Consider the following 24346-nt stretch of genomic DNA (forward strand, 5'->3'; position numbering starts at 1 on the left):
AAAACTAAAAAGAACTTGACGCTAAAATCAAGTTCTGTTATTGATAGGAAGTATCATTCCAAGTATCGAGAGTAAATGTTTCAAAATCATGGGTTTCTAGAATGGTTAGGCTGGCATTTGCTAGACCGCCATCTTTACGAAGAAGTGGTTCTTTATAACCTAGAAGAGTACGAAGACTGGCAGTAAGATTAGCACCGTGACCGACAATTAGAATACGCTCAGCTGGACTATCTTTTAATGATTTGATAAATTGGATGGTCCGTTGCGTGGTGCTATAGAGGGACTCGGCTCCAAACATTTGAGTGTCAAATTGAGCAAGGTTAGATCGGAAAGCTTTGATTTGTTGCGGGTAAATAGATTCCAAGGTTGCAATTTTCAAACCTTCCAACTTTCCCAGCTGCCATTCACGGAGATTAGGAACACTTTCTAAAGGACAGGGAGACTTGAGTTGACTTTGGATAATCTCAGCAGATTTGACCGCTCGAGGTAAATCGCTTGAATAAATCTGATCAAAAGGAATTTCCTTGAGATATTGGCCAAGTTGTTTTAGGGTTTCAATGGATTCAGGAAGAAGGGGAGAATCTCCACTAGCACCTTGAAAGCGTCCTTCTTGGTTCCAGACTGTACGACCGTGGCGGACAAAGTAGAGTTTCATTACTTGCTGTCCTCCAAAATATCTGCAAAGTCGGCCTTTACAAAGCTGGCCAATTCTTGCGGTGCGACGATAATGCTGTGACCAACTTCGCCTGCAGAGACAATCATTTGATCCAAGTCTAGAGCGATCTTATCGATAAAAATGGGATAATTGTGTTTCTGACGAATTCCGACGGGATTATTGGCTCCATGAATATAACCTGTTGTTTTTTCCAAGTCCTTTTGTGGAATCATGCTCACTTTTTTATTGCCAGAAATTTTGGCTAGTTTCTTTTCAGACAAGTGTTGAGTGATGGGAACAATTCCGATAATCGGTCCTGTCTTGTCTCCCAAAAGAGCCAAGGTTTTGAAAATCTGATCTCGTTCATAAGCTTGAGGCAGTTCTCCTTCCAGGGCATTGATTTGAATCCCTTGATGTGAGATACCTGCTTTAGACAGGATTTGTTCCACCAATGTTTTTTTGATTTTAACTTTTTTTGCCATTATTTATACTTATCCTCCAATTGGCTCATCCAAATACCAAGCCAGATTCCCAAGGCAAAGAAGAAGGCGATGATGACATAACCAACAAGAGAAAGGCCTGTGTATTGGATGCTTTCAGCGTTTCCTGCATTTGGAATCAAGATCAAAAGGGTACTAGAAAGGACGATACCGATGATGAAATGATAGACGCGTGAGTGGTAGTTATTTAAGGCATAATCCATCAATTTTGAAAAAATGATGAGAGTTGCGCCTGCTCCGATTCCAATCGGGAAGAAGGTTCCCAAGAGGTCAAAGGTTTTAAAACCTGTTAGCATAGGAGCATAGAGGCCCAAAATCAAAAGTAGATTTGATGGACTAAGGCCAGGAACTAATATGCCAAGAGCCAGCAGTGCACCAGCTAGGACAAAATTAAGAAAGCTAGCACTTAGGGTTCCAACAACAAAATTTAAGGCATAGAGTCCTAATCCAGAAATGATAAAGGTTGCCCAGAACCAAGCTAGATCAATCTTGTCTCGATCAGATTCTCTAGTTGATTCTTTGAGGAGGCTAGGAACAGTACCGATAATGGCACCTGCAAAGCTCCATAAGACAAAGACCTGATAATTTTCAAGCAGGTATTCAATCGGGTAAGAAAATAAGCCGATTCCCAGAAGCATACCGAAGGCAACTGGAATAAAGTACAAAACATTTTCTTTAAAGTCCTTAAAGGGATGGGCCAGAAAGCCAATCATTCGTTCATAAATTCCTAAGATTGCTGCTAGAACCCCTCCGGAAATTCCCGGTAAGATAAATCCAAGAGCAATGACAATCCCTTTAATAACACGTGCTAACCATGAGAGCATATTGTTCCTCCAACTATTTCTATTTCAAAAAATCCTTACTATATTGTATCACAATCAAACACAAAAAGAAAAAGCAAATGATAAACAAATGCTTTTAAGGTTTTAAAAAGATTTTTCTAAAGGTTTCTTCTTTGTTTTTTAAGGAAGAAATGACGTTGATGTCCAAATCGTGGTCAAAGCCAGCAATTTTTCCTTTAGATGTGTACTGGTGGATGTCGTAATCTAAATCAGTTTTTGGAGTTGCCTCGTAAAATCCTGAGTCAGAACCATAGGAAGGAATCCAAACAGAGGTAAACTTGTCTGTATCAATACTGTGTTCTTCCATGAAGTAGACCCCGACGTAGATTCCGATATTTTTAGCACCTAGTGATTCTAGTTTTGCTCGAAAGGCTTCAACACCTTCGTTCATATTGGACATGGTTTTATCTTCCACGTCTAGCCAATAGTAACTAGGGCTGTATGGCGATGAAGCGTTATAAAAAACTTCAGCAGCCTTTTCCATTTCTTGGACACTTTTTCCAGCTACAAAGGCATAGACACCAACTGGGACATTTCGTTTTTGAAACTCGGTAATATGGGTTTTAAAGGCCTTATCTACCCCATTAACAAAGGAAGCATCGTTTTCTTTTAAAGACTGAGCGCCACTATGGACACGAACGATAGCTCCAGAAATGTTTTGGGAGAGAGTATCGTAATTGATTTCCTCAGGACGCTGCCAACCAGAAACATCAATTACCGGTTTATCTATATTGTGTAGCGCTTGGGTTTCTACTTGCGCGATATTTGACTTTGTTTTTACAGGATGGTCCTCAAAACGAGGGCGATTCAGGATTAAAATGAAAATCATAATCCCAAAAAAACCAAACAAAATAAGCGGATTTATTTTCTTTCTCATATCTCATAATTTTACCTTAAAAATGAAAAAAAATCAAAAAAAATACTCAAAAAATGGGTTAAGAAAGGACTTTAGAGCATTTTTTCATTCAAGAGCGCGGAATGATTTGAAATATGGTATAATAAAAGGGAATTTCTAGAGAAAAGAGAAGATTATGTCAAATTATGCCATTATTTTAGCAGCGGGTAAAGGGACTCGCATGAAATCTGATTTGCCAAAAGTTTTGCACAAGGTTGCGGGTATTTCTATGTTGGAACATGTTTTCCGTAGTGTAGGAGCTATCCAACCTGAAAAGACAGTAACAGTTGTAGGACACAAGGCGGAATTGGTTGAAGAGGTCTTGGCTGGACAGACAGAATTTGTGACTCAATCTGAACAGTTAGGTACCGGTCATGCAGTTATGATGACAGAGCCTATCCTAGAAGGTTTGTCAGGTCACACCTTGGTCATTGCAGGGGATACTCCTTTAATCACAGGTGAAAGCTTGAAAAACTTGATTGATTTCCACATCAATCATAAGAATGTAGCCACTATCTTGACTGCTGAAACAGATAATCCTTTCGGCTATGGCCGAATTGTTCGTAATGACAATGCTGAAGTTCTTCGTATTGTTGAGCAAAAGGATGCTACAGATTTTGAAAAGCAAATCAAGGAAATCAACACTGGAACATATGTTTTTGATAACGAGCGTTTGTTTGAGGCTTTGAAAAATATCAATACCAATAACGCTCAAGGCGAATACTATATTACAGATGTCATTGGCATTTTCCGTGAAGCTGGTGAAAAAGTCGGTGCTTATACATTAAAAGATTTTGATGAAAGTCTTGGGGTAAATGACCGTGTGGCACTTGCGACTGCTGAGTCGGTTATGCGTTGTCGCATCAATCGTCAACACATGGTCAATGGCGTTAGCTTTGTTAATCCAGAAGCAACTTATATCGATATTGATGTTGAGATTGCTCCTGAAGTTCAAATCGAAGCCAATGTTACCTTGAAAGGGCACACGAGAATTGGTGCTGAGACTGTTTTGACAAACGGTACTTATGTAGTGGATAGCACTATCGGAGCAGGAGTTGTCATTACCAACTCTATGATTGAGGAAAGCAGTGTTGCAGATGGTGTGACTGTCGGACCTTACGCCCACATTCGTCCAGGTTCAAGTCTGGCTACTCAAGTTCATATTGGAAACTTTGTTGAGGTGAAAGGCTCTTCTATCGGCGAGAATACCAAGGCTGGTCATTTGACTTATATCGGAAACTGTGAAGTGGGTAGTCATGTTAATTTTGGTGCAGGAACCATTACAGTCAATTATGACGGTAAAAACAAATACAAGACAGTCATCGGTAACAATGTCTTTGTTGGTTCAAATTCAACCATTATTGCGCCAGTTGAGTTAGGTGACAATTCTCTCGTTGGTGCTGGTTCAACTATTACCAAAGATGTACCAGCGGATGCTATTGCAATTGGTCGTGGTCGTCAGGTCAATAAAGACGAATATGCGACTCGCCTCCCTCATCATCCTAAGAATCAGTAGGAGCCTATCATGGAATTTGAAGAAAAAACGCTTAGCCGAAAAGAAATCTATCAAGGGCCAATTTTTAAACTGGTTCAAGATCAGGTTGAATTACCAGAAGGTAAGGGAACTGCCCAACGGGATTTGATTTTCCACAATGGAGCTGTCTGTGTTTTAGCCGTAACGGATGAGCAAAAACTCATCTTGGTCAAGCAGTACCGCAAAGCTATCGAGGCTGTCTCTTACGAAATTCCAGCAGGAAAGTTGGAAGTAGGAGAGAATACAGACCCTGTGGCAGCAGCCCTTCGTGAACTGGAGGAAGAAACAGCCTATACAGGGAAATTAGAACTCTTGTACGATTTTTACTCAGCCATTGGCTTTTGTAATGAAAAGTTAAAACTATACCTAGCAAGCGATTTGACAAAGGTAGAAAATCCGCGTCCGCAGGATGAGGATGAGACCTTGGAGGTACTTGAAGTGAGCTTAGAGGAAGCCAAGGAATTGATCCAATCAGGTCATATCTGTGATGCTAAGACAATTATGGCTGTTCAGTATTGGGAATTGCAGAAAAAATAGAGGAGGTCAGTATGGGTAAACCTTTATTAACGGATGAAATGATTGAAAGAGCTAATAGAGGCGAAAAGATTTCAGGTCCTCCTTTGCTAGATGATGAGGAGACAAAAATTTTACCAACCTCTTCTTCCCATTTTGGTTATGCCAATCCTAAGGATCATGGTTTTAGCCAGGAAACCTTGAAGATTCAGGTCGAACCGTCTATTCATAAAAGCCGTCGCATTGAAAATACCAAGAGAAATGTCTTCAATTCTAAGTTGAATAAGATTTTATTTGCAGTCATCTTTCTCTTAATTTTGCTTGTCTTAGCAATGAAACTTTTGTAATAGAAAAGGAATTGAAATGAAAATAGGAATTATTGCGGCTATGCCAGAAGAACTGGCGTATCTGGTCCAGCATTTGGACAATGCCCAGGAGCAAATTGTTTTAGGCAATACCTATCACACAGGAACCATTGCTTCTCATGAAGTCGTTCTTGTAGAAAGTGGAATTGGTAAGGTGATGTCTGCTATGAGTGTAGCTATTTTAGCTGATCATTTTCAAGTGGATGCTGTGATTAATACGGGATCAGCTGGGGCAGTAGCAGAAGGTATTGCTGTTGGGGATGTTGTGATTGCTGACAAATTAGCCTATCATGATGTGGATGTCACAGCATTTGGCTATGCTTATGGACAAATGGCACAACAACCGCTTTATTTTGAATCAGATAAAACCTTTGTTGCTAAAATTCAAGAGAGTCTATCTCAATTGGACCAGAACTGGCATCTTGGATTGATTGCTACAGGAGATAGTTTTGTCGCAGGAAATGATAAGATAGAAGCGATTAAGTCCCATTTTCCAGATGTTTTGGCTGTTGAGATGGAGGGGGCGGCTATTGCTCAGGCAGCGCATGCCCTTAATCTTCCAGTCTTAGTCATCCGAGCTATGAGTGATAATGCCAACCATGAAGCAAACATCTCTTTTGATGAGTTTATTATCGAAGCTGGACGTCGCTCTGCCCAAGTCTTATTAGCTTTTTTGAAGGCCTTAGATTAAGCGAAAATTTGACAGTTTTTCTAGCTTATGATAAGATTTAAGTAAAGAAAAGCTAGAAAACGTTTCAGAGGATATTATGAGTATTGAAATGACCGTCAGTGAGATTGCAGAGGTCTTAGGATTATCTCGCCAAGCAATCAATAACCGTGTCAAAGAATTACCAGAAGAAGACACAGATAAAAATGACAAAGGGGTAACAGTCGTTACCAGAAGTGGCTTGATTAAGCTAGAAGAAATCTATAAAAAAACGATTTTTGAAGATGAGCCTGTCAGTGAAGATGTCAAGCAACGTGAACTGATGGAGATTCTGGTTGATGAGAAGAATGCAGAAATTCTTCGTCTCTATGAACAATTAAAAGCCAAGGATCGTCAGTTATCAGAAAAAGACGAGCAGATGCGTATCAAAGACCGTCAGATTGCTGAGAAAGACAAACAACTCGATCAGCAGCAACAATTGACTCTTCAAGCAATGAAGGATCAAGAAAATCTTAAGCTAGAGCTGGACCAAGCAAAAGAAGAAGTCCAATCAACTAAGAAAGGCTTTTTTGCTCGTTTATTTGGAGGATAATCAAGGAGCTGTTTAGGTTAAATGCTAACCTGATGGCTTCTTTTGTTTCTAAATAGTATAGTTGCTCAAGTAAAATAACAGTATAGGAGAGGTAGAAAATGGAACGATTAGAAGATTACATTGCTTTCGATTTAGAATTTAATCAGCACGAAGGACAAACACACTTGATCCAAGTATCGGCAGTGCGTTTTAGAGATGGTCGGGAAATCGATGCCTATGATTCCTATGTTCATACCAGTGTGCCTCTAAAAAGTTTTATCAATGGTTTGACTGGGATTACAGCCGAGACCTTAAAAGATGCTCCTCCAGTGGAGGAAGTCATAAAAGATTTCCAAGAGTTTGTGGGTTCTTTACCCATGGTTGGATACAATGCTGCTAAAAGTGATTTGCCTATTTTAGCGGATCATGGTTTAGACTACAGCCAGCAGTACAAGGTGGATTTGTATGATGAAGCCTTTGAACGTCGGAGTTCAGATTTACATGGCATTGCCAATCTCAAATTGCAAACCGTTGCCTCGTTTCTTGGATTTCAAGGTCAGTCCCATAATAGCTTGGAGGATGCTCGTATGACAGCGCGTGTTTACGAGTCCTTTCTAGAGTCGGATCAAGCTAGAGAATTGTTAGGGGCAGAAAGTAGCCTCTCGAATAATCCTTTTGGAGGCTTGGACTTGTCTCAATTATTTGACTAGGAGTGCCTATGAAACCTGAAAAACCTAAAAATCTAGGTTTTAAGCAGATATACTTTAATCTAGATAAAATACTCTTTCTTTTCTTCTTGACTTTCATGATGATTGAGTTTGTATGGTTACCGTCAAATTCTTGGATTGCTGGACTTTTGCTCCGTCAGACAGGTTATCTCTTTCTATCCTACAACAATATTTTTGCCATTATAAAGGGTTCTCCCTTTGTTAGTCTTGCTTTATTTGTTCTGGTAATCGTTAATTTACTGATTGCCTATTACCAGATAGGACTTCTCTTTATTGGTGCTCGTCATTTATTATGTCATGAAAAGAGAACCTTGCTAGAGTACAGTCGCAAGGTCTTTCATCAAAGTTTCTTGTTTATGAAGCAAGTGACGCTTTCCAAGATAGCCTTTATCTTCTTTTATGTCATGATGCTCTTTCCATTGATTCGAAAGATTTTAAAGATTTACTACCTAAATAAAATTGTCATTCCAGACTTTATCGTTGATTATGTGGAAGACAAGTATTGGCTAGTAGGTATAGTGGTTACTATTTTAGCTTTACTTCTATTTTACATTTCAGTGCGTTTCATGTTTGCTCTACCTCAGCTTTTATTTGAGAAGAAAACAGTCAAAGAAGCAGTCAGATACAGTCTAGAGAAGACAAGAAAGCACTCTTGGTTTTATATTTGGAACTTGCTTTGGATTATCGTCAAAACATACCTATTTTTCATTCTTTTATTGATTCCAATCTTGGCAAGTCAGGCACTAATGGATGGTTTGACCCATAAGGAATCTCTTGTGCTGGGAATTATCAACTTTGTCTTGATTAAGAATTTCCACTATATGGCCTTGACTTACTTTCTCATTAAATTTGTTTCATTCTTGACAGGAGAAGAATTAGAAATCACACCAAGGAGAAAGAAAGACCACTGGATGAGATGGGGAGTGATGGGCTGTGCTGGTATCTTTTTCGCTCTTGAGGGTTATGTTTATTTGGAAGCTCCAGTTGCACATAAACCTTTAGTTATTTCTCACAGAGGAGTATCTAATAAGAATGGTGTCCAAAATACTGTCCAATCGCTAGAAAAGACAGCCCAACTAGAACCAGACTTTGTTGAGACGGATGTTCAGGAAACAAAAGATGGCCAGTTTGTCATGATGCATGATGCTAATATCAAGCATTTGACAGGAGTTAATGCCAATCCTCAGGATTTAACTTTGGAGGAATTAACCAAACTTAATATTTCTGAAAATGGCTATCAGAGTAAGGTGTCTAGTTTTGATGCTTATCTCAACAAAGCCAATGAATTGCATCAAAAACTTCTTATTGAAATTAAAACAAGTCGAAAAGATAGTCCAGATATGATGAAACGCTTTATGGAAAAATATGGAGTCATCATTAAGCAGAATGGGCACCAAATGCAGTCCTTGGACTACCATGTGATTGATCAGGTATTGTCCTATGATTCACAAATCCCAGTTTATTTCATCCTACCTTACAATAGTATTTTTCCAAGAACCAAGGCCACAGGTTATACTATGGAGTATTCAACCTTGGATGAAAATTTTGTCAACAAGCTTTGGAATACCGATCAGAAATTGTATGTTTGGACCATCAATAGTTCAGAGTCCTTTGATAAATCAGTTCATTTGGGTGCAGACGGCATGATAACAGATGACTTGGAAATGATTCAAGAGCAGGTTACCATTGCCCAAGAAGACCCAGAGTATACTGAATTGCTTTTCAAACAGGCCATGGAATTCTTTAATTTTTAGTAATCAAAAAGAGGAACAGTTGTTCCTCCTATGATAGGCAAGTATTCTCTTGAATGCTTGTTTTTCTTATGATTAGAATGGCAATTTTCCAGCGAAAGCACCCAATTTTTTCTTGGTAGTTTCATCGATTTGTTCAAGAGCAGAGTTGATGGCTTGAACAGTCATATCAGAAAGAGTTTCAAGATCTTCAGGGTCAACGACAGCTGGATTGAAGTCAATGCTGACAACTTTTTTGTCACCAGTTAAGGTCGCTTGAACAAGTTCTTGAGCAGATTTGCCAACAAATTGCATAGCAGCAAGTTCTGCTTGACTTTGTTCCATTTGTTTTTGAAGTTTTTGTGCTTGGCGCATCATATTTTGCATGTTCATCATGGTGATTTACAGTTTCCTTTTATCTTATTTTCTTTCCTATTTTATCAATTTTGGGGTTAAAAGTCTAATCTTTTTCTGAGTGAATTCATTTAGTATCAATAGGGATGTAAAGGGAATAAAAATATAGGATAGATATTCTAAGAGCATAAGAATATTTATCCTATATGTGTTTATGAAATGTTATCAGATATTTTATGAGCTAGTCTAAGGGGTTACTAACACTATTCTACTTTGTAGAAAAATCCCTCAGTACTGCCATTGATGAGTTGGTGTCCAAACCATAAGCGGTCTTGTGTAATATCAGACGAGTCAGTATAGCCATTATCTGAAGAAGAGGTGACAGACATGGTTATAGGGATTCCTGCTGGTAAAAAGGCAATAGCTGCACCACCAGCACCACCAGCTTTAGAAAGTAAACTTGCTTTAAGATAGCGGTCGGTTTCTTTAGCATGTTCAATTGAAACTTTGGAATGATCACTTACCAAGCCATTTTTATCGAAAGTAAATTCAATACCTGTACCATTTCTCCAAGTTCCTGCGACACTAGAAAAATCTCCATTTTGAATTGCAGAAATATCCATTCCTTTACTTTCTGATGGAAGGCTTATTTCTCCATTTATGAGGCTTGTGACAGATTTCCAAGAGAAAGACCTTATGTCAAGGTAAGGTGGTTTTGTCCCCAGTCCCTCTTCTGTATCTGATTCTCTAACTAACTCTAACCGTGTTCTATCCTGATTCAACTTGTATAGTTTGACTTGGATTTGATTAGCAGATACTCGAGTAGATAATTGGAAATAGCCGTTTTCTAAAGGATTAAAATGAACGCGTTCTCCAATAAAGTCCAGATTATTTTCTGCATTGGTCAGTCGAATAACTTCACCATTTTTAAGAGTTCGAATATCTAATAAATCGTAATAGTTAGAATACGTTTTTAGAGCAATCAAAAGTTCGTCCGTACCGTCTTGGTCTAAATCATACAAGCTATACTGTAATCCAGAATATTCGTTAGGATAAGTATTTTTTAAGTTTGCTTTTGAATTGACCTCTGTATTGACCTCTGTATTGACCTCTGTATGTGAAGCTGGTGAACCATCTAGTACTTTTGCATATTCTTTAAGGACAGTATTGTATAGGGTGTAGTCAGTTTTCTTCTCTTCCGATGTGGAAGTAGATGAACTGCTACTAGAAGTAGTTACTTCAGAACTTGCTGAGGGAGTGTTTTCACTCTGAGGTTGGCAAGCTGTTAGAAGAGAGATAGTTAAAATACTGGCACTGAATAGAAATAATAATTTTTTCATGTATTTAATCTTGCAATTCTAAACCTTGGGCATCTTGGTGCCATTTGCTACCAGTTTTGGAAGTTAAAACTTGAATAGTAATTATAATATTCCAAATAGCATCTGCTAGTAAAACAAATGGCATTAAAATAGGAATGATAGCTAGCAGAGTTATTCCGATACGCTTGTATCCTTGTTTAGAATTTCCGATGTAAAAATCGTAGCCACCGAGTGCTCCTAAAAAAAAGGCAAATAGGGCTGCGGCCAGTTTAGATTTATCACTCACTCCATTTGAATGTTGACTAGAGGTAGCTGGAGATGTGTTATCTATTTTTGAAACAATATACTCATCACCGTTTTGATAAAATTCTACGTAATCACCTACTTGTGGTTCAAAACCAAAACTTTTTCTTGAAATTGCAGTAAATTGGCCATTATTACCTTTTCCAACATAAACTGTTTCATCTTCAATTTTTATCACTTTGTTCATTTAATTGTCTCCTTAATCTATTTCTATTGTATGTTAAACCCACTCACCGTTGTAATTAACACGGTAGCCATCAGGGGTTGTCGTATTGATTGCCAATGCACCAGAGTTATAAGCATAGTACCATTTTCCAGATACCTTCATCCAGCCAGTTTTCATAGCGCCTGAGTCTTGAAGATAGTACCAGCTACCGTTATCTTTGACCCAACCTGTCTTCATCGCACCTGAGCCGTCGAGATAGTACCAGCTACCGTCTTTTACCCAGCCAGTTTGCATCCAGCCAGAGTTGTCAAAACGATACCAAACACCATTGATTTTTCCCCAGCCATTAGTTGTATAGGAACCGTCGGCGTGTTTGTACCACCAACGAGAACCAGATTGTACCCAATTACCTGAGGTATTAGAATTCGAACCTGATTGAGTTGTTGTGTTAGTATTTGAATTTGTCGAAGGATTTCCGATAGTCACATCTTTTCTAACTTTAAAGACACGTTTTCTTGTATCAGTTAAGTCACCGTAAGGCGAACCAGCTTCTCCAGACATCTCCAAAATATATGTTCCATCTGGAAATTGTTCTGAAACAAAAATATCACCTTTAAATTGATTGCTATAAAATAAAGGTTGTAAAAATTGATCACTGACATCTTTAGTTAAGCCACTAAAAATGACAGCATCGTGACTTTGGTACACAATTTTTCCGGTCGCTTTATCAATCAAGGTAACATTTCCCTTAGCAGCGTTATCACCTCCGTGTTGTAGTGGCTCTGAAAGTTTTCCTTCGAAGCTAAGTCCAAAATAATCAATTTCAACTTTTGTAATTGTTGCGTCTATTTGTTTTTCAGTACTCGTATTCTCGCTAGCTGATACTTGATTAGCTGTGATGACTCCAGTGCCAAGAAGTGATAGAGCTGAGATAGTTGCAAGTGTAAATTTTTTAGTTTGTTTGTGCATTCATTTAATACCCCCTATTTTTATTTGTTGTAAAGTAATCAGTTTGTCCTAAAATCTAGACTTTTTTGGACAAACTTGATAGAATGGTAGTGTAATAATAATCGGTCAAAATGCTGGATTTTAGAACCTTTTTTCTAACGAAAATGGTTCTAAAATAAAGTGTATTTCCTGTCCAAAAAATCCTAGGTTTTTTGACAGGAACTATGAATTTTTTATCCAATTATGAAAGGTGCTTTTTGATACTCCTAAGATGTCTGCACCTTCTCGTAAGGTTATTTCTTTTTTGGTATATTGAGCTATTACATCAGGGAGATTATCCGGGGCAAGCAATTTTGGTCTACCGAATTTTTTCCCTTTTTTCTTTGCTTCTCGTATTCCTTCCATTTGTCTTTGTTTGATTTGTTCTCTTTCAAACTGTGCCACATAAGATAGAACTTGCAAAACGATATCGGATATTAGTTTTCCTGTGATATTGTCATCGCTATTCTTTGTGTTTAATAAGGGGAAATCTAAAACAGTTATATTCACTTTCTTTTTCTTAGTAATTGATTGCCATTGTTCTAAAATTTCATCATAGTTTCTTCCCAACCTATCAATTGATTTAATAACCAATTCATCATTCTCTTTCAAGGTAGCTAATAGTTTTTGATATTCCATTCTGTCAAAATCTTTTCCTGAAACGTAATCAATAAAAATATTTTCTTTTGATAATTTATTTTCTACTAAGGCTGAAAATTGCCTATCAATATTTTGTTCTTTTGTAGATACTCGAACATAACCGTAACGCATAAGGCTACCACCTATCTTTTTATCTCTATTTTAGACGAAAAGAAAACTACCGCCCATAATGAGTGGTAGTTTGGTGTACTCTTTGCTACTGTATTTTTTTGCCAAGATTTTGTCTTGGATGCGTGAATAGTAGTGTTGGATAAAAAATCTTAAGGACTTAAAAATCCTTTTAAACCAACCTTTTTGATGTTTACAAAAATTAAAAACAGTATGTTCAATTTTTGCATGTTCATCATGGTGATTTATAGTTTCCTTTTATCTTATTTTCCTTTTATCTTATTTTCCTTTTTATTTTATCAATTTTAGGGTTAAAAGTCTATTGTTAGTATAAATCCCCTAACATTAAATTACCGAAGAGATTTTCGAAGAGTATGAGTCTGGAACATGAAAACAGCAGTTGATTTCAAGAAACAAAAAAGAACAGCCGAAGCTGTCTTTTTATCATTATTTGAGACCGTATTTTTTGTTGAAACGATCCACGCGTCCATCTGCTTGAGTGAACTTTTGACGTCCAGTGTAGAATGGGTGTGAGTCTGATGAAATTTCCACACGGATCAATGGGTAAGTTTCGCCTTCGAACTCAACTGTTTCGTTAGAGCGTTTTGTTGAACCGCTAAGGAATTGGTAACCAGTAGTTGTGTCCATGAAGACAACTGGGCGATATTCTGGATGGATATCTTTTTTCATTTTGCAATATTTCCTTTCTGCCATGGTCTCTTTGCGAGCCATAGATTGTTACCATACTAGTCTATCAGATTCTGAAAAGTTTGGCAAGTATTTTATCAGTTTTTAAGCAAGTTTTTTAACTTTTGGTAGATGATTTCGTTTTCTTCTAGGCTATAGGAATTAGCACCGCTTGCTAGAGGGTGGCCTCCACCATCATGTTCCTTGGCAATTTCATTGATAGGATGGATTTTACTGCGTAAGCGAACACGGTAGTGGCCATCAGTCTGCTCTACAAAAATTCCCCAGAGACTCACACTGTCAATGCGTCCAGGTGCACCGACAATAGCTGCAGTTTCAGCATCGGTAACATTGAATTGTTTCAAGACTTCTTGACTCAGGATAACGCGAGCTGCACCATTTTCATCCACTTCCAGATGGTCGTAGATGTATCCTTGAAGTTTAGCAATTTTGTAACTCATAGTGTCCATTTTGCGAGTGAGAGCCGCAAAGTCAAAGTTCTGTTCTCTTAGATAGGCAGCCAGACGAAGAGTCCGTGCAGTGGTAGAAGGGTAGAGGAAGCGACCTGTATCACCAACAATTCCTGCAAAGAGTAATTCAGCAGCGCGATCTGACAAGGCCAGTTGAGTTGTTTGGGCAAATAGGGTAATCATCTCACTAGCGCTACTTGAACTAGTATCCACCCAAGATAGGTCACCATATACATCATCATTTGGATGGTGGTCAATTTTAATGAGAAAATCACCTTGACTATAGCGTTTATCATCGATACGAGCAGTATTAGCCGTATCACAGACGATGACAAGTGCCCCTTGATAGGCACGATCTTCAACGAGATCCATTTCAGCCATCCAAGTAAGAGTTGGTTCATCAAAACCAACTGCTTTGATAGTTTTTTCTGGGAAATGATGTTTGAGAAGAGCTTTCAAGCCCACTTGACTTCCCAAGGCATCTGGGTCTGGTTTCATATGACGGTGAATGATAATCGTGTCGTATTCTTTGATTTTTTCTAAAATTTGATGGCAAATGTCCATAAATAACCTCAATTCTTTCTCATTTCATTGTAGCACAAGAATTTTTATTTTTAAAATGAAAAAGATGTGATATAATGGAGAAAGATAAATTGAGGAGGACGATATGGCATTAGCAAAAATTGTATTTGCCAGTATGACCGGTAATACCGAAGAAATTGCAGATATTGTAGCAGACAAATTACGTGACTTGGGCTTGGATGTCGATGTTGATGAATGTACAACTGTTGACGCTTCAGACTTCTTGGAAGCAGACATCGCTATCGTTGCGACCTATACTTATGGTGATGGAGAATTGCCAGATGAGATGATGGACTTCTATGAAGACCTAGCAGACCTCAACTTGAATGGCAAAATCTATGGAGTGGTCGGCTCAGGAGATACCTTCTACGATGAATTCTGTAAGGCTGTTGATGACTTTGACCGTGTCTTTGTGTCAACAGGAGCAGAAAAAGGTTCAGAGTGTGTTAAAGTTGATCTTTCTGCCGAGGAAGAAGATATTGAGCGCTTGGAACAATTCGCAGAAGAATTGGCTGCTAAAGTAGGATAAGCACAAAAGTGCACTGATGTAATCAATCAGTGCATTTTTCTTATCGTGAGTTGGGATTTTACTAGCCTATTTGATGGCTTTTTGATACAATAATTCAAATAAAGGAGGAGACTGTATGGATTTAGATATTATTCGCCAAGAAATTGATCAAATCGACGACCAAATTGTTAAACTTCTAGAAGAACGAATGCACTTAGTTGAAGGGGTTGTGGCTTATAAGAAAGCTTCGGGTAAACCGATTTTAGATACCAAGAGAGAAGAAGTTATTTTTGAAAAGGTTAGAAGTCGTGTAGAGGACAAGCGCTATCAGGAGACTATTGTCGCAACATTTTCGGACATACTCAAACGTTCGCGTGATTATCAGGATCAAAATATCAAATGAAAAAAGAACCATTTTATCCGCTAGGGATTTTTCTAGCTGCTATGTTGGGCGGACTTGTCCGCTATCTAGTTTCCACTTGGTTACCAGCCAGTCCAGATTTCCCTTGGGGAACCCTTCTAGTTAACTATCTAGGCATTTTCTGCCTGGTTTATCTTGTTAAGGGCTATTTAGTCTATAAGGGAACCAGCAAAGGCGTTATTTTAGCACTGGGTACAGGTTTTTGTGGTGGTTTGACAACCTTTTCCAGTCTCATGCTTGATGCTGTGAAACTGCTTGATACAGGGCGTTATCTTAGTTTAGTCCTGTATTTGCTTTTGAGCATTGGTGGAGGCCTACTTTTGGCCTATTGTCTAGGGAGGAAGAAATGGTAATCGTCTATCTTGTAATTGCTTGTGGCTTAGGAGCGCTCGTACGGTATTTCTTTTCCCGCTATAATCAAGCTTCTAAATTGCCACTCGGAACGCTCATAGCCAATCTTCTAGGTTGTTTTTTGATTGGATTATTCTACAATCATGTGGAGTCTAAGGAAGTCTATGCTATGCTAGCAACTGGTTTTTGTGGAGGTTTGACAACTTTTTCGACCTTGAATGACGAACTTCAAAGACTGTTAAGTGATAAGAAGGTATTTTATAGCTACCTAGCCTTAACCTACCTAGGTGGTTTAATAGCGATTTTTTTAGGAATTCTGCTATAAATTTCTTTACTTTTTTGTGGAAATTTGGTAAACTGTATCTTGTGTGTAATGGACGCACAAAAATACAGTTTATCCGCTGAGGAAGATTCCTCAAGATTGACAAAGATAGGAGAATAAAATGAATCCATTAATCCAAAGCTTGACTGAAGGTCAACTTCGTACAGATATCCCATCATTCCGTCCTGGTGACACTGTTCGTGTACACGCGAAAGTTGTCGAAGGTAACCGTGAACGTATCCAGATTTTTGAAGGTGTTGTTATCGCACGTAAAGGTGCTGGTATCTCAGAAAACTACACAGTTCGTAAAATCTCTAACGGTGTAGGTGTTGAGCGTATCTTCCCAATCCACACTCCACGTGTTGAAAAAATCGAAGTTGTTCGTTACGGTAAAGTACGTCGTGCGAAATTGTACTACTTGCGTGCTCTTCAAGGTAAGGCAGCTCGTATCAAAGAAATCCGTCGTTAATTCGACTAAAAAACTCTGCTTTTTCAGCAGAGTTTTTATCTAGCTCCCTTAGTTCAATGGATATAACAACTCCCTCCTAAGGAGTAGTTGCAGGTTCGATTCCTGCAGGGGGCATTTTTAGAAATGTAAAGAAAGACAAAGAAAATTCAAAATGTTTATTTGAAGGCAATTATCACAAGTTCATTTTTAAAAATAATTTAGTATTTTTTGTCTTTTTTGACCAAATTTTGAGCAAAAGTTATATTTTGATCAATGAGTACAGATAAAGTGGATCAGCAAAGTAACTTTGACATCTATTAGTTAAAAAATAAGGACTTCCTTTGTTAGAATGTCCTTATTTTTATTATGGAATTGGACAAATGAGGTTAAGGTTCAGCTCTATGAACTTAGAAAGCAAGTACAAAGCTTTAAACAGCTTTCAAAAAGATTGGGTGTGGATTTTTCGGGCTAAGGTATGTGATAAAATGAATTGATTGTTATGAAATAGAGAGCCTAAAAAATGGGGAAAATCGTTATTATTCCCCTGAATTTGATATGTTGTAAAAGACTATTTGTGTTCTGTTAAATATATTAATAACAAAATTTAAACATGATAGTCTAACATCTAGTACATTTAACGTTAATAGTTTTATCAATAGTTTGAGTAAGAAAATTTCAAAAGAAGAAGGGATAGGTTTTCAAAAATAACATACCTAGCCATTATTTATCTATAATTTGTATCTTTTGGTTTATTAATTTGTATTTAAAATTTAATCATGTTACAATTGAAATTGAAATCGAATAGAAAAGGAAAATGCAAATGTGGGTACACTATTATCAACAAGATTAAAAAATAGACGCAAAGAATTAAAAATGTCTCAGCGAGAATTGGCTGAGGGGATATGTAAACAGGGACAGATTAGCAGATTAGAGAATGGAGAATTTACTCCAGGAGCCGACTTTTTATATGCTCTATCTAAGAAGTTAAAAGTTAGTATAGATTATTTTTTTAATGAGCAGATTGGAGAAGAGATTGATGAGCTATCAGAGTTTAAAAAGTTAGCCCAGACATTTATCACAAATCGAAATTATGAGTCTTTGAAATATATATATGAATTAGAGAGTGTAAAGGTACATCGCTTGTCTCTAGTAGATAAGTTTTATATGGAGTGGATAAAATCTCTTATAGATTTTTATTTTTATGGGCAAAAAGAGGAGGCTGTGGCAAGATTGGAGAAGGTACTGTCTCAGTTAAAGGTAACTGACCTGATCTACCTTCAAGTTGCAAATACTCTATTCAATTTTTATTATGACATTGAAGATTTAGAGAGTTTTAATGAAATTAGAGAAAAGTTAGAGTATCAAGTAAATCAACTCCAGTTAAACACAATCGAAGAATTAAACCTTTCTATTAAATTTAATTATAATGTTTGTCGCTATCTATGGTTGCAGAATAATACTGAAGAGGCTATTACTAAAATCACAGATACGATAAAGCAATGTAAGACGTATAGAACAACGTATCTTTTGGCTGATTTGTATTTATTGATGGGAAATGTCAGTAAGAATTTTTCTTCTAAAGTTGCAGTAAAAGATTACTTTAAAACGGCTTATTTCCTGTATAAGCTTGATGGGAATATGTCAATGGCTCTTAAAATCGAACATTACATTGCAGATATAACAGAATAGTAAAGACGATGTTCAATTAAGCATCGTTTTTTTAATCTAAAAAGATACAAATATGTATTTAACAAAAATAAATAAAGAATATTATAAAAACAATTGACATAATAACATCTAAGTGCTAAAATGAGTGCAAGAAAATATTAGGCTTTTTGTCCATAAAACATCTACAGAAACTTACTATAGACTGAGTGAATGTAAAGAGACTTCAGCCTTTGAAGAATTGAGAGGTAAAATTAATGAATGAATTAGAAGTTAGATTTGAACTCAACGATGAGAGGGATTATAATAATGCTATTTCATATTTAGAAAAATCTTATAAATTTAAGTGTGAAAATAAGCAAGTTGATAAATATTTTAAAACAAAAGGAAGAGAATTTGAAAATGATGAGGTAGGTAGCTTTATCTACAGAATTCGCCAAGAAGATGATAATAGAGCAAGTGTTTTTACAAGAAAAGATACGATAAAACAAGGAATGTGGAGTGAAAGTGAAATAGAGTTAGAATCTGAAAAATTAGAATTTGTAAGGAATATCTTGCAAGATGGATTTTCAAATATTTTCACAATAAGTAAACATAGAAAGACTTATCATGATGCATTAGAAAATAAAACGATTAATCTAGATAAGATTGATGGTCTTGGATTTTATCTTGAGATAGAGATTTTAGGAGATTTTTCAAAAGAAGATTATAATAATTTTTATGAGAAAATGTGCGGAGAGTTCTCGTTTTTAAATTCAAAAATAGAAACAAAGGGCTATGTCCAATTAATGAGAGAAAAAAATGGACGTAATTAAAATTATCAAATAGTCTTGTTGGGATTGTTTACTCAATTGCTGGATTTGGAAGTTGTTATTCAATTTTGAGTGGATTAATTACAATAGCTTCTGTTTCGATTACAACAATACAGCAACAAGAAAGTACTGTGTATAATATTGGAAAGATACTTTCTAGTTCTTTTGTAATAGCTACCATTTTTGCACCTTTTGGAGGGATATTGGTCGCTTATTTTAATTGGCTTTTAAACCCGAGATTAAGTCTAGTTATTTTGGGATTACTAAGTAGTTTATTGCTTATTCTTATAAAGAGTTATGAAAAAAAGCTAACTAAGAAAAGAACTGCAATATTTATAAAGGAAGATTAGTGGATTAATTATCATTAGAAAAAATAATATTAATTCGTAGTAAAATAAAAAATTGAAAAAGGTTTTACATAATGTACTACCTTTTTCAGATTTAATAATTATTAAGGGGATAGAACTATAGACCAAAAATACTGAATCTTGAACTGCACCCCAAAAGTAAGATTTTTTCTGTCTAACTTTTGGGGTCAGTACATTATCTCTAACTTATGGAGTGCTTTTTCTATATTCAAATTATTTTACAGTACCCATGTTCGGATGGCATGGGCTACGCCAGATTCGTCATTTGTTTTAGTGATGTATTTGGCGATTTTTTTGAGTTCAGGATTTCCATTTTCCATGACAACTGGGTTACCAACGACTTCCAGCATGGCACGGTCATTTTCTTCGTCACCGATAGCCATGGTTTCATCTTTGATCAATCCGAGTTTTTCAGCTAGGTGAGTGATGGCTGAACCTTTGTTCACATTCTTTTTAAGGAGTTCGAGGTAGAAAGGAGCAGATTTGTTGATGGAGTAGCGTTCGTAAAATTCGGCTGGAATCTTTTCAATCGCAGCATCGAGAATTTCTGGTTCATCGATAAACATACACTTGACGATTTCCTTGCCAGCCATTTCTTCAGGTGTGCGGTAAAAGATAGGCATGCTGACGAGGGTTGATTCGTGCACTGTGTATTTTCCGATATTGCGATTGGCAGTGTAGATACCGTCCTTGGTAATGGCATGCATGTGGACACTGAGCTTGCGGCTGAGGAATTCCATATCCAGATAATCCTCATAAGTCAAGGATTCACTGATAATCTCATGACCTGTAGCAGTTTCTTGGACAAGGGCACCATTGAAGGTCACGACATAGTCACCCTCGTCTCTCAACTGCAAGTCGTCCAGAAGTTTGGCAACACCTGCGATAGGGCGGCCAGTTGCAATCACGACTTTAACACCAGCTTCTTTGGCATCTTGGATGGCAGAAAAGACTTCAGGAGTGATTTCCTTTTGGCTGTTGACTAGGGTTCCGTCAATATCGACGGCAATTAGTTTAATACTCATAAATTTCCTCTTCTAGTTTTTATTTGGGGTAAAATGATCGTTCTCAATCAAGTGTAAAAATTGCTGGGTAATGCTAGCAAAGATACTGTTTTGGTATAACATTTCTTTCGGGAAATAAAAACGATTATCTCCGTGGCGGCTACCAGCAAGGGATTGGACGATAGGAGACAGGCTAGAGAGTTCGGCCAGTTCTCCATTTTTTTGTAAAATCTCAATCTGTGTTCGCGGATTTTCAGATTCAGGACGATAGATATCATAAGGAAGGTCAAAGTTCTTATGAATGGCAGTATAGTAGTCGGGGTCAAAGCCGATATCCTCAACTAATTTTCTCATGCTAGCGAGTTGGTCTTGGTCCTCTTGTGAAAAGGTAATGGATTTAAAGACCTTGCGGTTGACAAAGCGTTGCGACAGATCTGCGAGAATCTTGTCAGGACTGGTCATCCAGAGCTGGAAGTAGGTATTCATCACACCATCATCCAGAGCCAGATAGTCAGACAAGGTCACATTTTTTTCAAAGAATGGCAGTAGATGTGGAGAAGTTCGGGCAAAGAAATCTTTTTTTTCAGGATAGAGTTCCTTGGCGCGCTTTAGAAGATTCTGTAGGAGAACTTCCATGGCACGTGTTGCAGGGTGGAAATAGACTTGCATATACATCTGGTAGCGACTGAGGACGTAGTCTTCGATGGCATGCATGCCATTGCGCTGAAAGGCGATACCATTTTCGACAGGACGAATGACTCGGAGGATGCGAGTCAGGTCAAATTCCCCATAGGATGCTCCAGTAAAATAGGAGTCGCGCAAGAGATAGTCCATGCGGTCTGCATCAATCTGACTAGAAATGAGTTGCACGACCTGCTTGTTAGGGTAGGTATGGTCTATGACACTGGCAACCTTTTCTGGAAAATCTGGCGCCACTTGTAGCAGGACTTGGTGAATCTCCGTTTCAGGACTTTGGATAATCTCCTGAGTAATGGCTTCGTGGTCTGTATCAAAGAGATTTTCAAAAGTATGGGAGTAGGCACCATGTCCAAGGTCATGTAGGAGAGCAGCGGTCATGGTCAAGAGAGACTCGGCAGGATCCCATTCTTCAGGATATTTTTCTTCAAAAATCTCTGTGATGCGTCGTGCAATCTCATAGACTCCTAGACAGTGAGAGAAGCGGCTGTGCTCCCCACCGTGGAAGGTATAACTGGAGGTTCCCAGTTGTTTGATACGACGCAAACGCTGAAATTCTTTTGTATTAATCAAGTCATAGATGATTTGATTATTGACATGGATGTAGTTGTGAACTGGGTCACGGAATACTTTTTCGTTCATATGACCATTATAGCAAAAAGCTAGAGTTTTTGGTAAAATAGTAGGACAAGAGACAAGAAAGAGGACTTGATGTGAAGATTCGGATGCGAAATACGATTCAGTTTGATGAGCAGTTGGAAGTGATTGACCAGCTTTATGACGTGGAAGTGCATGAAAAAGGAGATTATAGCTATCTGCTTTTCTATAATGAGGAAAAGGAAAAAGTGGTTATTAAATTTCATGGTCAAGAACTTGTGATGAGCCGATTTTCCAATCCCAAGACCATTATGCGCTTTCTAAAGGATAGCGATAGTTTAGCCTATATTCCGACACCTATGGGTATGCAGGAGTTTGTTATCCAAACGAATCGTTATCAAGTGGATGGACAAAAGATTGAGCTAGATTATCAACTACAAAACCAAGAGGGACATCCCTTTGCCAGCTATCAATTGGAAATTACTTGGGGCTAGTCTCATGTCTTTTTCAAATTTAGCTAGCTATCTTCTTGGATTGGCTTCCTAGTGTGGTAGATTAGGCTATTTTTTGGTATAATAAAAGTTATGGAAATCGAAAAAACCAATCGTATGAATGCGCTCTTTGAATTTTATGCGGCGCTTTTGACAGATAAGCAAATGAATTATATCGAGCTATACTACGCTGATGATTACAGCCTTGCTGAGATTGCCGAGGAGTTTGGTGTCAGTCGTCAGGCTGTCTATGATAATATCAAGCGGACAGAAAAGATTCTGGAAGATTATGAGATGAAATTGCACATGTATTCGGACTACATTGTCCGTAGTCAAATTTTTGACCAGATTTTGGAGCGCTATCCCAAGGATGACTTTCTGCAGGAGCAGATAGAAATTTTAACAAGCATTGATAATAGAGAATAAGAGGAAGAAACATGGCATTTGAAAGTTTAACAGAACGTTTGCAGAACGTCTTTAAAAATTTACGTAAAAAAGGAAAAATCTCTGAATCTGATGTCCAAGAGGCAACCAAAGAAATTCGTTTGGCCTTGCTTGAGGCCGACGTTGCCTTGCCTGTTGTAAAGGACTTTATCAAGAAAGTTCGTGAGCGTGCAGTCGGGCATGAGGTCATTGATACACTTAATCCTGCGCAACAGATTATTAAAATCGTTGATGAGGAACTGACAGCCGTTTTAGGTTCTGATACGGCAGAAATTATCAAGTCACCAAAGATTCCTACCATCATCATGATGGTTGGTTTGCAGGGGGCTGGTAAAACAACCTTTGCTGGTAAATTGGCCAACAAACTTAAGAAAGAAGAAAATGCTCGTCCTTTGATGATTGCAGCGGATATTTATCGTCCAGCTGCCATTGATCAGCTGAAGACTTTGGGGCAACAAATTGATGTGCCAGTTTTTGCTCTAGGAACAGAAGTGCCAGCTGTGGAGATTGTACGTCAAGGTTTGGAGCAAGCCCAAGCCAATCATAATGACTATGTCTTGATTGATACGGCAGGTCGTTTGCAGATTGATGAGCTCCTCATGAATGAGCTTCGTGACGTGAAAGCACTGGCTCAACCAAACGAAATTCTGCTCGTCGTTGATGCCATGATTGGTCAAGAAGCGGCCAATGTTGCGCGTGAGTTTAATGCTCAGTTAGAAGTGACTGGGGTCATCCTTACCAAGATTGATGGGGATACTCGTGGTGGTGCGGCTCTATCGGTTCGTCACATCACTGGAAAACCAATCAAGTTCACTGGTACAGGTGAAAAGATTACAGATATCGAAACCTTCCATCCAGACCGTATGTCTAGCCGTATCCTTGGTATGGGGGATATGCTCACTTTGATTGAGAAAGCTTCTCAAGAGTACGATGAGCAAAAAGCCCTTGAAATGGCTGAGAAGATGCGTGAAAACACCTTTGATTTCAATGATTTCATTGATCAGTTGGATCAGGTGCAAAACATGGGCCCAATGGAAGACTTGCTCAAGATGATTCCAGGTATGGCCAATAATCCAGCCCTTCAAAACATGAAGGTGGATGAGCGTCAGATCGCGCGCAAACGTGCCATTGTGTCTTCAATGACACCTGAAGAACGTGAAAATCCAGATTTGTTAAATCCAAGCCGTCGTCGTCGTATCGCTGCAGGTTCTGGAAATAGCTTTGTCGAAGTCAATAAATTCATCAAGGACTTTAATCAGGCCAAACAGCTCATGCAGGGTGTCATGTCTGGAGATATGAACAAGATGATGAAGCAGATGGGGATCAATCCAAACAACCTTCCTAAAAATATGCCAAATATGGGAGGAATGGATATGTCTGCCCTTGAAGGAATGATGGGACAAGGTGGGATGCCTGACTTGTCAGCTCTCGGAGGGGCAGGAATGCCAGATATGAGCCAGATGTTTGGTGGCGGACTCAAAGGTAAAATCGGTGAATTTGCCATGAAACAGTCCATGAAACGTATGGCTAACAAAATGAAAAAAGCGAAGAAGAAACGCAAGTAAGACAAAGGAAGGCCGCAG

At 38.0% G+C, this 24346-nt stretch carries 31 protein-coding genes and 1 tRNA gene; 19 read left to right on the plus strand and 13 right to left on the minus strand.

All coding sequences use genetic code 11. The features are described from left to right. Positions 1-37: 37 nt before the first annotated feature. From ADJ60_RS06090 to ADJ60_RS06105, 4 genes are all read right to left on the minus strand, one after another. Positions 38-655, minus strand: coding sequence for a histidine phosphatase family protein (locus ADJ60_RS06090; protein ID WP_049544041.1), 618 nt, complete (start codon positions 653-655; stop codon positions 38-40). Next, complete coding sequence (locus ADJ60_RS06095) at positions 655-1137, minus strand: aminoacyl-tRNA deacylase (protein ID WP_049544042.1); 483 nt, start codon at positions 1135-1137, stop codon at positions 655-657. Before ADJ60_RS06095 ends, ADJ60_RS06090 begins: the two co-directional genes overlap by 1 nt. Then, the gene (locus ADJ60_RS06100) at positions 1137-1979 is read right to left on the minus strand and encodes a DUF368 domain-containing protein (RefSeq protein ID WP_049544044.1); all 843 of its coding nucleotides are present in this window, start codon (positions 1977-1979) and stop codon (positions 1137-1139) included. The genes ADJ60_RS06095 and ADJ60_RS06100 overlap by 1 nt, the downstream gene beginning before the upstream one ends. Positions 1980-2073: 94 nt before the next feature. Beyond that, a complete protein-coding gene (locus ADJ60_RS06105; RefSeq protein ID WP_049544045.1) occupies positions 2074-2874 on the minus strand; it encodes a glycoside hydrolase family 25 protein in 801 nt (266 codons plus the stop codon). Between the two features lie 154 nt (positions 2875-3028). Between ADJ60_RS06105 and glmU the strand changes: the two genes are divergently transcribed. The 7 genes from glmU (at position 3029) to ADJ60_RS06140 (ending at position 9024) form a co-directional block, all read left to right on the plus strand. Continuing rightward, positions 3029-4408: a bifunctional UDP-N-acetylglucosamine diphosphorylase/glucosamine-1-phosphate N-acetyltransferase GlmU gene (gene glmU / locus ADJ60_RS06110; protein WP_049544047.1), complete on the plus strand. Its 1380-nt coding sequence runs from the start codon at positions 3029-3031 to the stop codon at positions 4406-4408. 9 nt (positions 4409-4417) lie between these two features. After that, the gene (locus tag ADJ60_RS06115) at positions 4418-4963 is read left to right on the plus strand and encodes an NUDIX hydrolase (RefSeq protein ID WP_033688949.1); all 546 of its coding nucleotides are present in this window, start codon (positions 4418-4420) and stop codon (positions 4961-4963) included. Between the two features lie 11 nt (positions 4964-4974). Then, positions 4975-5286, plus strand: a complete 312-nt coding sequence (macP, locus tag ADJ60_RS06120) for a cell wall synthase accessory phosphoprotein MacP (RefSeq protein WP_049544049.1) — start codon at positions 4975-4977, stop codon at positions 5284-5286. 16 nt (positions 5287-5302) lie between these two features. Then, on the plus strand, positions 5303-5995 hold the full coding sequence (locus ADJ60_RS06125; protein ID WP_049544051.1) for a 5'-methylthioadenosine/adenosylhomocysteine nucleosidase: 693 nt from the start codon (positions 5303-5305) through the stop codon (positions 5993-5995). A 76-nt stretch (positions 5996-6071) separates the two neighbouring features. Further along, entirely contained in the window at positions 6072-6563 is a 492-nt protein-coding gene (rocS, locus tag ADJ60_RS06130) for a chromosome segregation protein RocS (protein ID WP_000021242.1), read from the plus strand. Between the two features lie 98 nt (positions 6564-6661). Continuing rightward, positions 6662-7252: a 3'-5' exonuclease gene (locus ADJ60_RS06135; RefSeq protein ID WP_049544053.1), complete on the plus strand. Its 591-nt coding sequence runs from the start codon at positions 6662-6664 to the stop codon at positions 7250-7252. A gap of 8 nt (positions 7253-7260) precedes the next feature. Next, positions 7261-9024 carry a glycerophosphoryl diester phosphodiesterase membrane domain-containing protein gene (locus tag ADJ60_RS06140; RefSeq protein ID WP_049544055.1) on the plus strand — a complete coding sequence of 588 codons (1764 nt, stop codon included), beginning with the start codon at positions 7261-7263 and terminating at the stop codon, positions 9022-9024. 72 nt (positions 9025-9096) lie between these two features. Here the strand turns inward: ADJ60_RS06140 and ADJ60_RS06145 are convergent, their stop codons facing one another. The 7 genes from ADJ60_RS06145 to ADJ60_RS06175 all read right to left on the minus strand — a co-directional run bounded on the left by ADJ60_RS06145 (position 9097) and on the right by ADJ60_RS06175 (position 14618). After that, positions 9097-9396, minus strand: a complete 300-nt coding sequence (locus ADJ60_RS06145) for a YbaB/EbfC family nucleoid-associated protein (protein ID WP_023946937.1) — start codon at positions 9394-9396, stop codon at positions 9097-9099. A gap of 221 nt (positions 9397-9617) precedes the next feature. Further along, positions 9618-10694 carry a DUF6287 domain-containing protein gene (locus tag ADJ60_RS06150; protein ID WP_049544058.1) on the minus strand — a complete coding sequence of 359 codons (1077 nt, stop codon included), beginning with the start codon at positions 10692-10694 and terminating at the stop codon, positions 9618-9620. A gap of 4 nt (positions 10695-10698) precedes the next feature. Then, a complete protein-coding gene (locus ADJ60_RS06155) occupies positions 10699-11163 on the minus strand; it encodes a hypothetical protein (RefSeq protein ID WP_045607081.1) in 465 nt (154 codons plus the stop codon). A gap of 33 nt (positions 11164-11196) precedes the next feature. Next, entirely contained in the window at positions 11197-12075 is an 879-nt protein-coding gene (locus tag ADJ60_RS06160) for an N-acetylmuramoyl-L-alanine amidase family protein (protein WP_239682013.1), read from the minus strand. Between the two features lie 237 nt (positions 12076-12312). Next, positions 12313-12900: a recombinase family protein gene (locus tag ADJ60_RS06165; protein WP_049544060.1), complete on the minus strand. Its 588-nt coding sequence runs from the start codon at positions 12898-12900 to the stop codon at positions 12313-12315. A gap of 444 nt (positions 12901-13344) precedes the next feature. After that, the gene (locus ADJ60_RS06170) at positions 13345-13587 is read right to left on the minus strand and encodes a type B 50S ribosomal protein L31 (protein ID WP_000710764.1); all 243 of its coding nucleotides are present in this window, start codon (positions 13585-13587) and stop codon (positions 13345-13347) included. A 95-nt stretch (positions 13588-13682) separates the two neighbouring features. Next, on the minus strand, positions 13683-14618 hold the full coding sequence (locus ADJ60_RS06175; RefSeq protein ID WP_049544062.1) for a DHH family phosphoesterase: 936 nt from the start codon (positions 14616-14618) through the stop codon (positions 13683-13685). A 103-nt stretch (positions 14619-14721) separates the two neighbouring features. Between ADJ60_RS06175 and ADJ60_RS06180 the strand changes: the two genes are divergently transcribed. The 9 genes from ADJ60_RS06180 (at position 14722) to ADJ60_RS11095 (ending at position 19513) form a co-directional block, all read left to right on the plus strand. Further along, entirely contained in the window at positions 14722-15165 is a 444-nt protein-coding gene (locus ADJ60_RS06180) for a flavodoxin (protein ID WP_001162128.1), read from the plus strand. Between the two features lie 115 nt (positions 15166-15280). Continuing rightward, on the plus strand, positions 15281-15547 hold the full coding sequence (locus ADJ60_RS06185) for a chorismate mutase (protein WP_000362440.1): 267 nt from the start codon (positions 15281-15283) through the stop codon (positions 15545-15547). Next, positions 15544-15918, plus strand: a complete 375-nt coding sequence (crcB, locus tag ADJ60_RS06190; RefSeq protein WP_049544064.1) for a fluoride efflux transporter CrcB — start codon at positions 15544-15546, stop codon at positions 15916-15918. Before ADJ60_RS06185 ends, crcB (ADJ60_RS06190) begins: the two co-directional genes overlap by 4 nt. Continuing rightward, positions 15912-16241 carry a fluoride efflux transporter CrcB gene (gene crcB / locus ADJ60_RS06195; protein WP_049516595.1) on the plus strand — a complete coding sequence of 110 codons (330 nt, stop codon included), beginning with the start codon at positions 15912-15914 and terminating at the stop codon, positions 16239-16241. The genes crcB (ADJ60_RS06190) and crcB (ADJ60_RS06195) overlap by 7 nt, the downstream gene beginning before the upstream one ends. A gap of 118 nt (positions 16242-16359) precedes the next feature. Continuing rightward, positions 16360-16707, plus strand: coding sequence for a 50S ribosomal protein L19 (gene rplS / locus ADJ60_RS06200; protein WP_001068669.1), 348 nt, complete (start codon positions 16360-16362; stop codon positions 16705-16707). A 42-nt stretch (positions 16708-16749) separates the two neighbouring features. Further along, positions 16750-16821: transfer RNA gene (locus ADJ60_RS06205), tRNA-Arg, on the plus strand. 687 nt (positions 16822-17508) lie between these two features. Continuing rightward, entirely contained in the window at positions 17509-18375 is an 867-nt protein-coding gene (locus ADJ60_RS06210) for a helix-turn-helix domain-containing protein (protein WP_049544066.1), read from the plus strand. A gap of 233 nt (positions 18376-18608) precedes the next feature. Further along, entirely contained in the window at positions 18609-19166 is a 558-nt protein-coding gene (locus ADJ60_RS06215; RefSeq protein ID WP_049544067.1) for a CYTH domain-containing protein, read from the plus strand. Positions 19167-19231: 65 nt separating this feature from the next. Continuing rightward, positions 19232-19513: a hypothetical protein gene (locus ADJ60_RS11095; protein ID WP_239682355.1), complete on the plus strand. Its 282-nt coding sequence runs from the start codon at positions 19232-19234 to the stop codon at positions 19511-19513. 236 nt (positions 19514-19749) lie between these two features. Here the strand turns inward: ADJ60_RS11095 and yidA are convergent, their stop codons facing one another. Beyond that, positions 19750-20556, minus strand: coding sequence for a sugar-phosphatase (gene yidA, locus ADJ60_RS06225; RefSeq protein ID WP_049544072.1), 807 nt, complete (start codon positions 20554-20556; stop codon positions 19750-19752). A 12-nt stretch (positions 20557-20568) separates the two neighbouring features. Next, positions 20569-21873: an HD domain-containing protein gene (locus tag ADJ60_RS06230; protein WP_049544073.1), complete on the minus strand. Its 1305-nt coding sequence runs from the start codon at positions 21871-21873 to the stop codon at positions 20569-20571. A 71-nt stretch (positions 21874-21944) separates the two neighbouring features. On the opposite strand from ADJ60_RS06230, the gene ADJ60_RS06235 reads away from it, so the two are divergent. From ADJ60_RS06235 to ffh, 3 genes are all read left to right on the plus strand, one after another. Next, complete coding sequence (locus ADJ60_RS06235) at positions 21945-22322, plus strand: DUF1934 domain-containing protein (protein ID WP_080983350.1); 378 nt, start codon at positions 21945-21947, stop codon at positions 22320-22322. 90 nt (positions 22323-22412) lie between these two features. Beyond that, the gene (locus ADJ60_RS06240; RefSeq protein WP_000402066.1) at positions 22413-22745 is read left to right on the plus strand and encodes a putative DNA-binding protein; all 333 of its coding nucleotides are present in this window, start codon (positions 22413-22415) and stop codon (positions 22743-22745) included. An 11-nt stretch (positions 22746-22756) separates the two neighbouring features. Continuing rightward, on the plus strand, positions 22757-24328 hold the full coding sequence (ffh, locus tag ADJ60_RS06245) for a signal recognition particle protein (protein WP_049544077.1): 1572 nt from the start codon (positions 22757-22759) through the stop codon (positions 24326-24328). Positions 24329-24346: the final 18 nt, after the last annotated feature.

The sequence above is a fragment of the Streptococcus pseudopneumoniae genome, from assembly GCF_001076775.1.
Lineage (GTDB): Bacteria > Bacillota > Bacilli > Lactobacillales > Streptococcaceae > Streptococcus > Streptococcus pseudopneumoniae_G.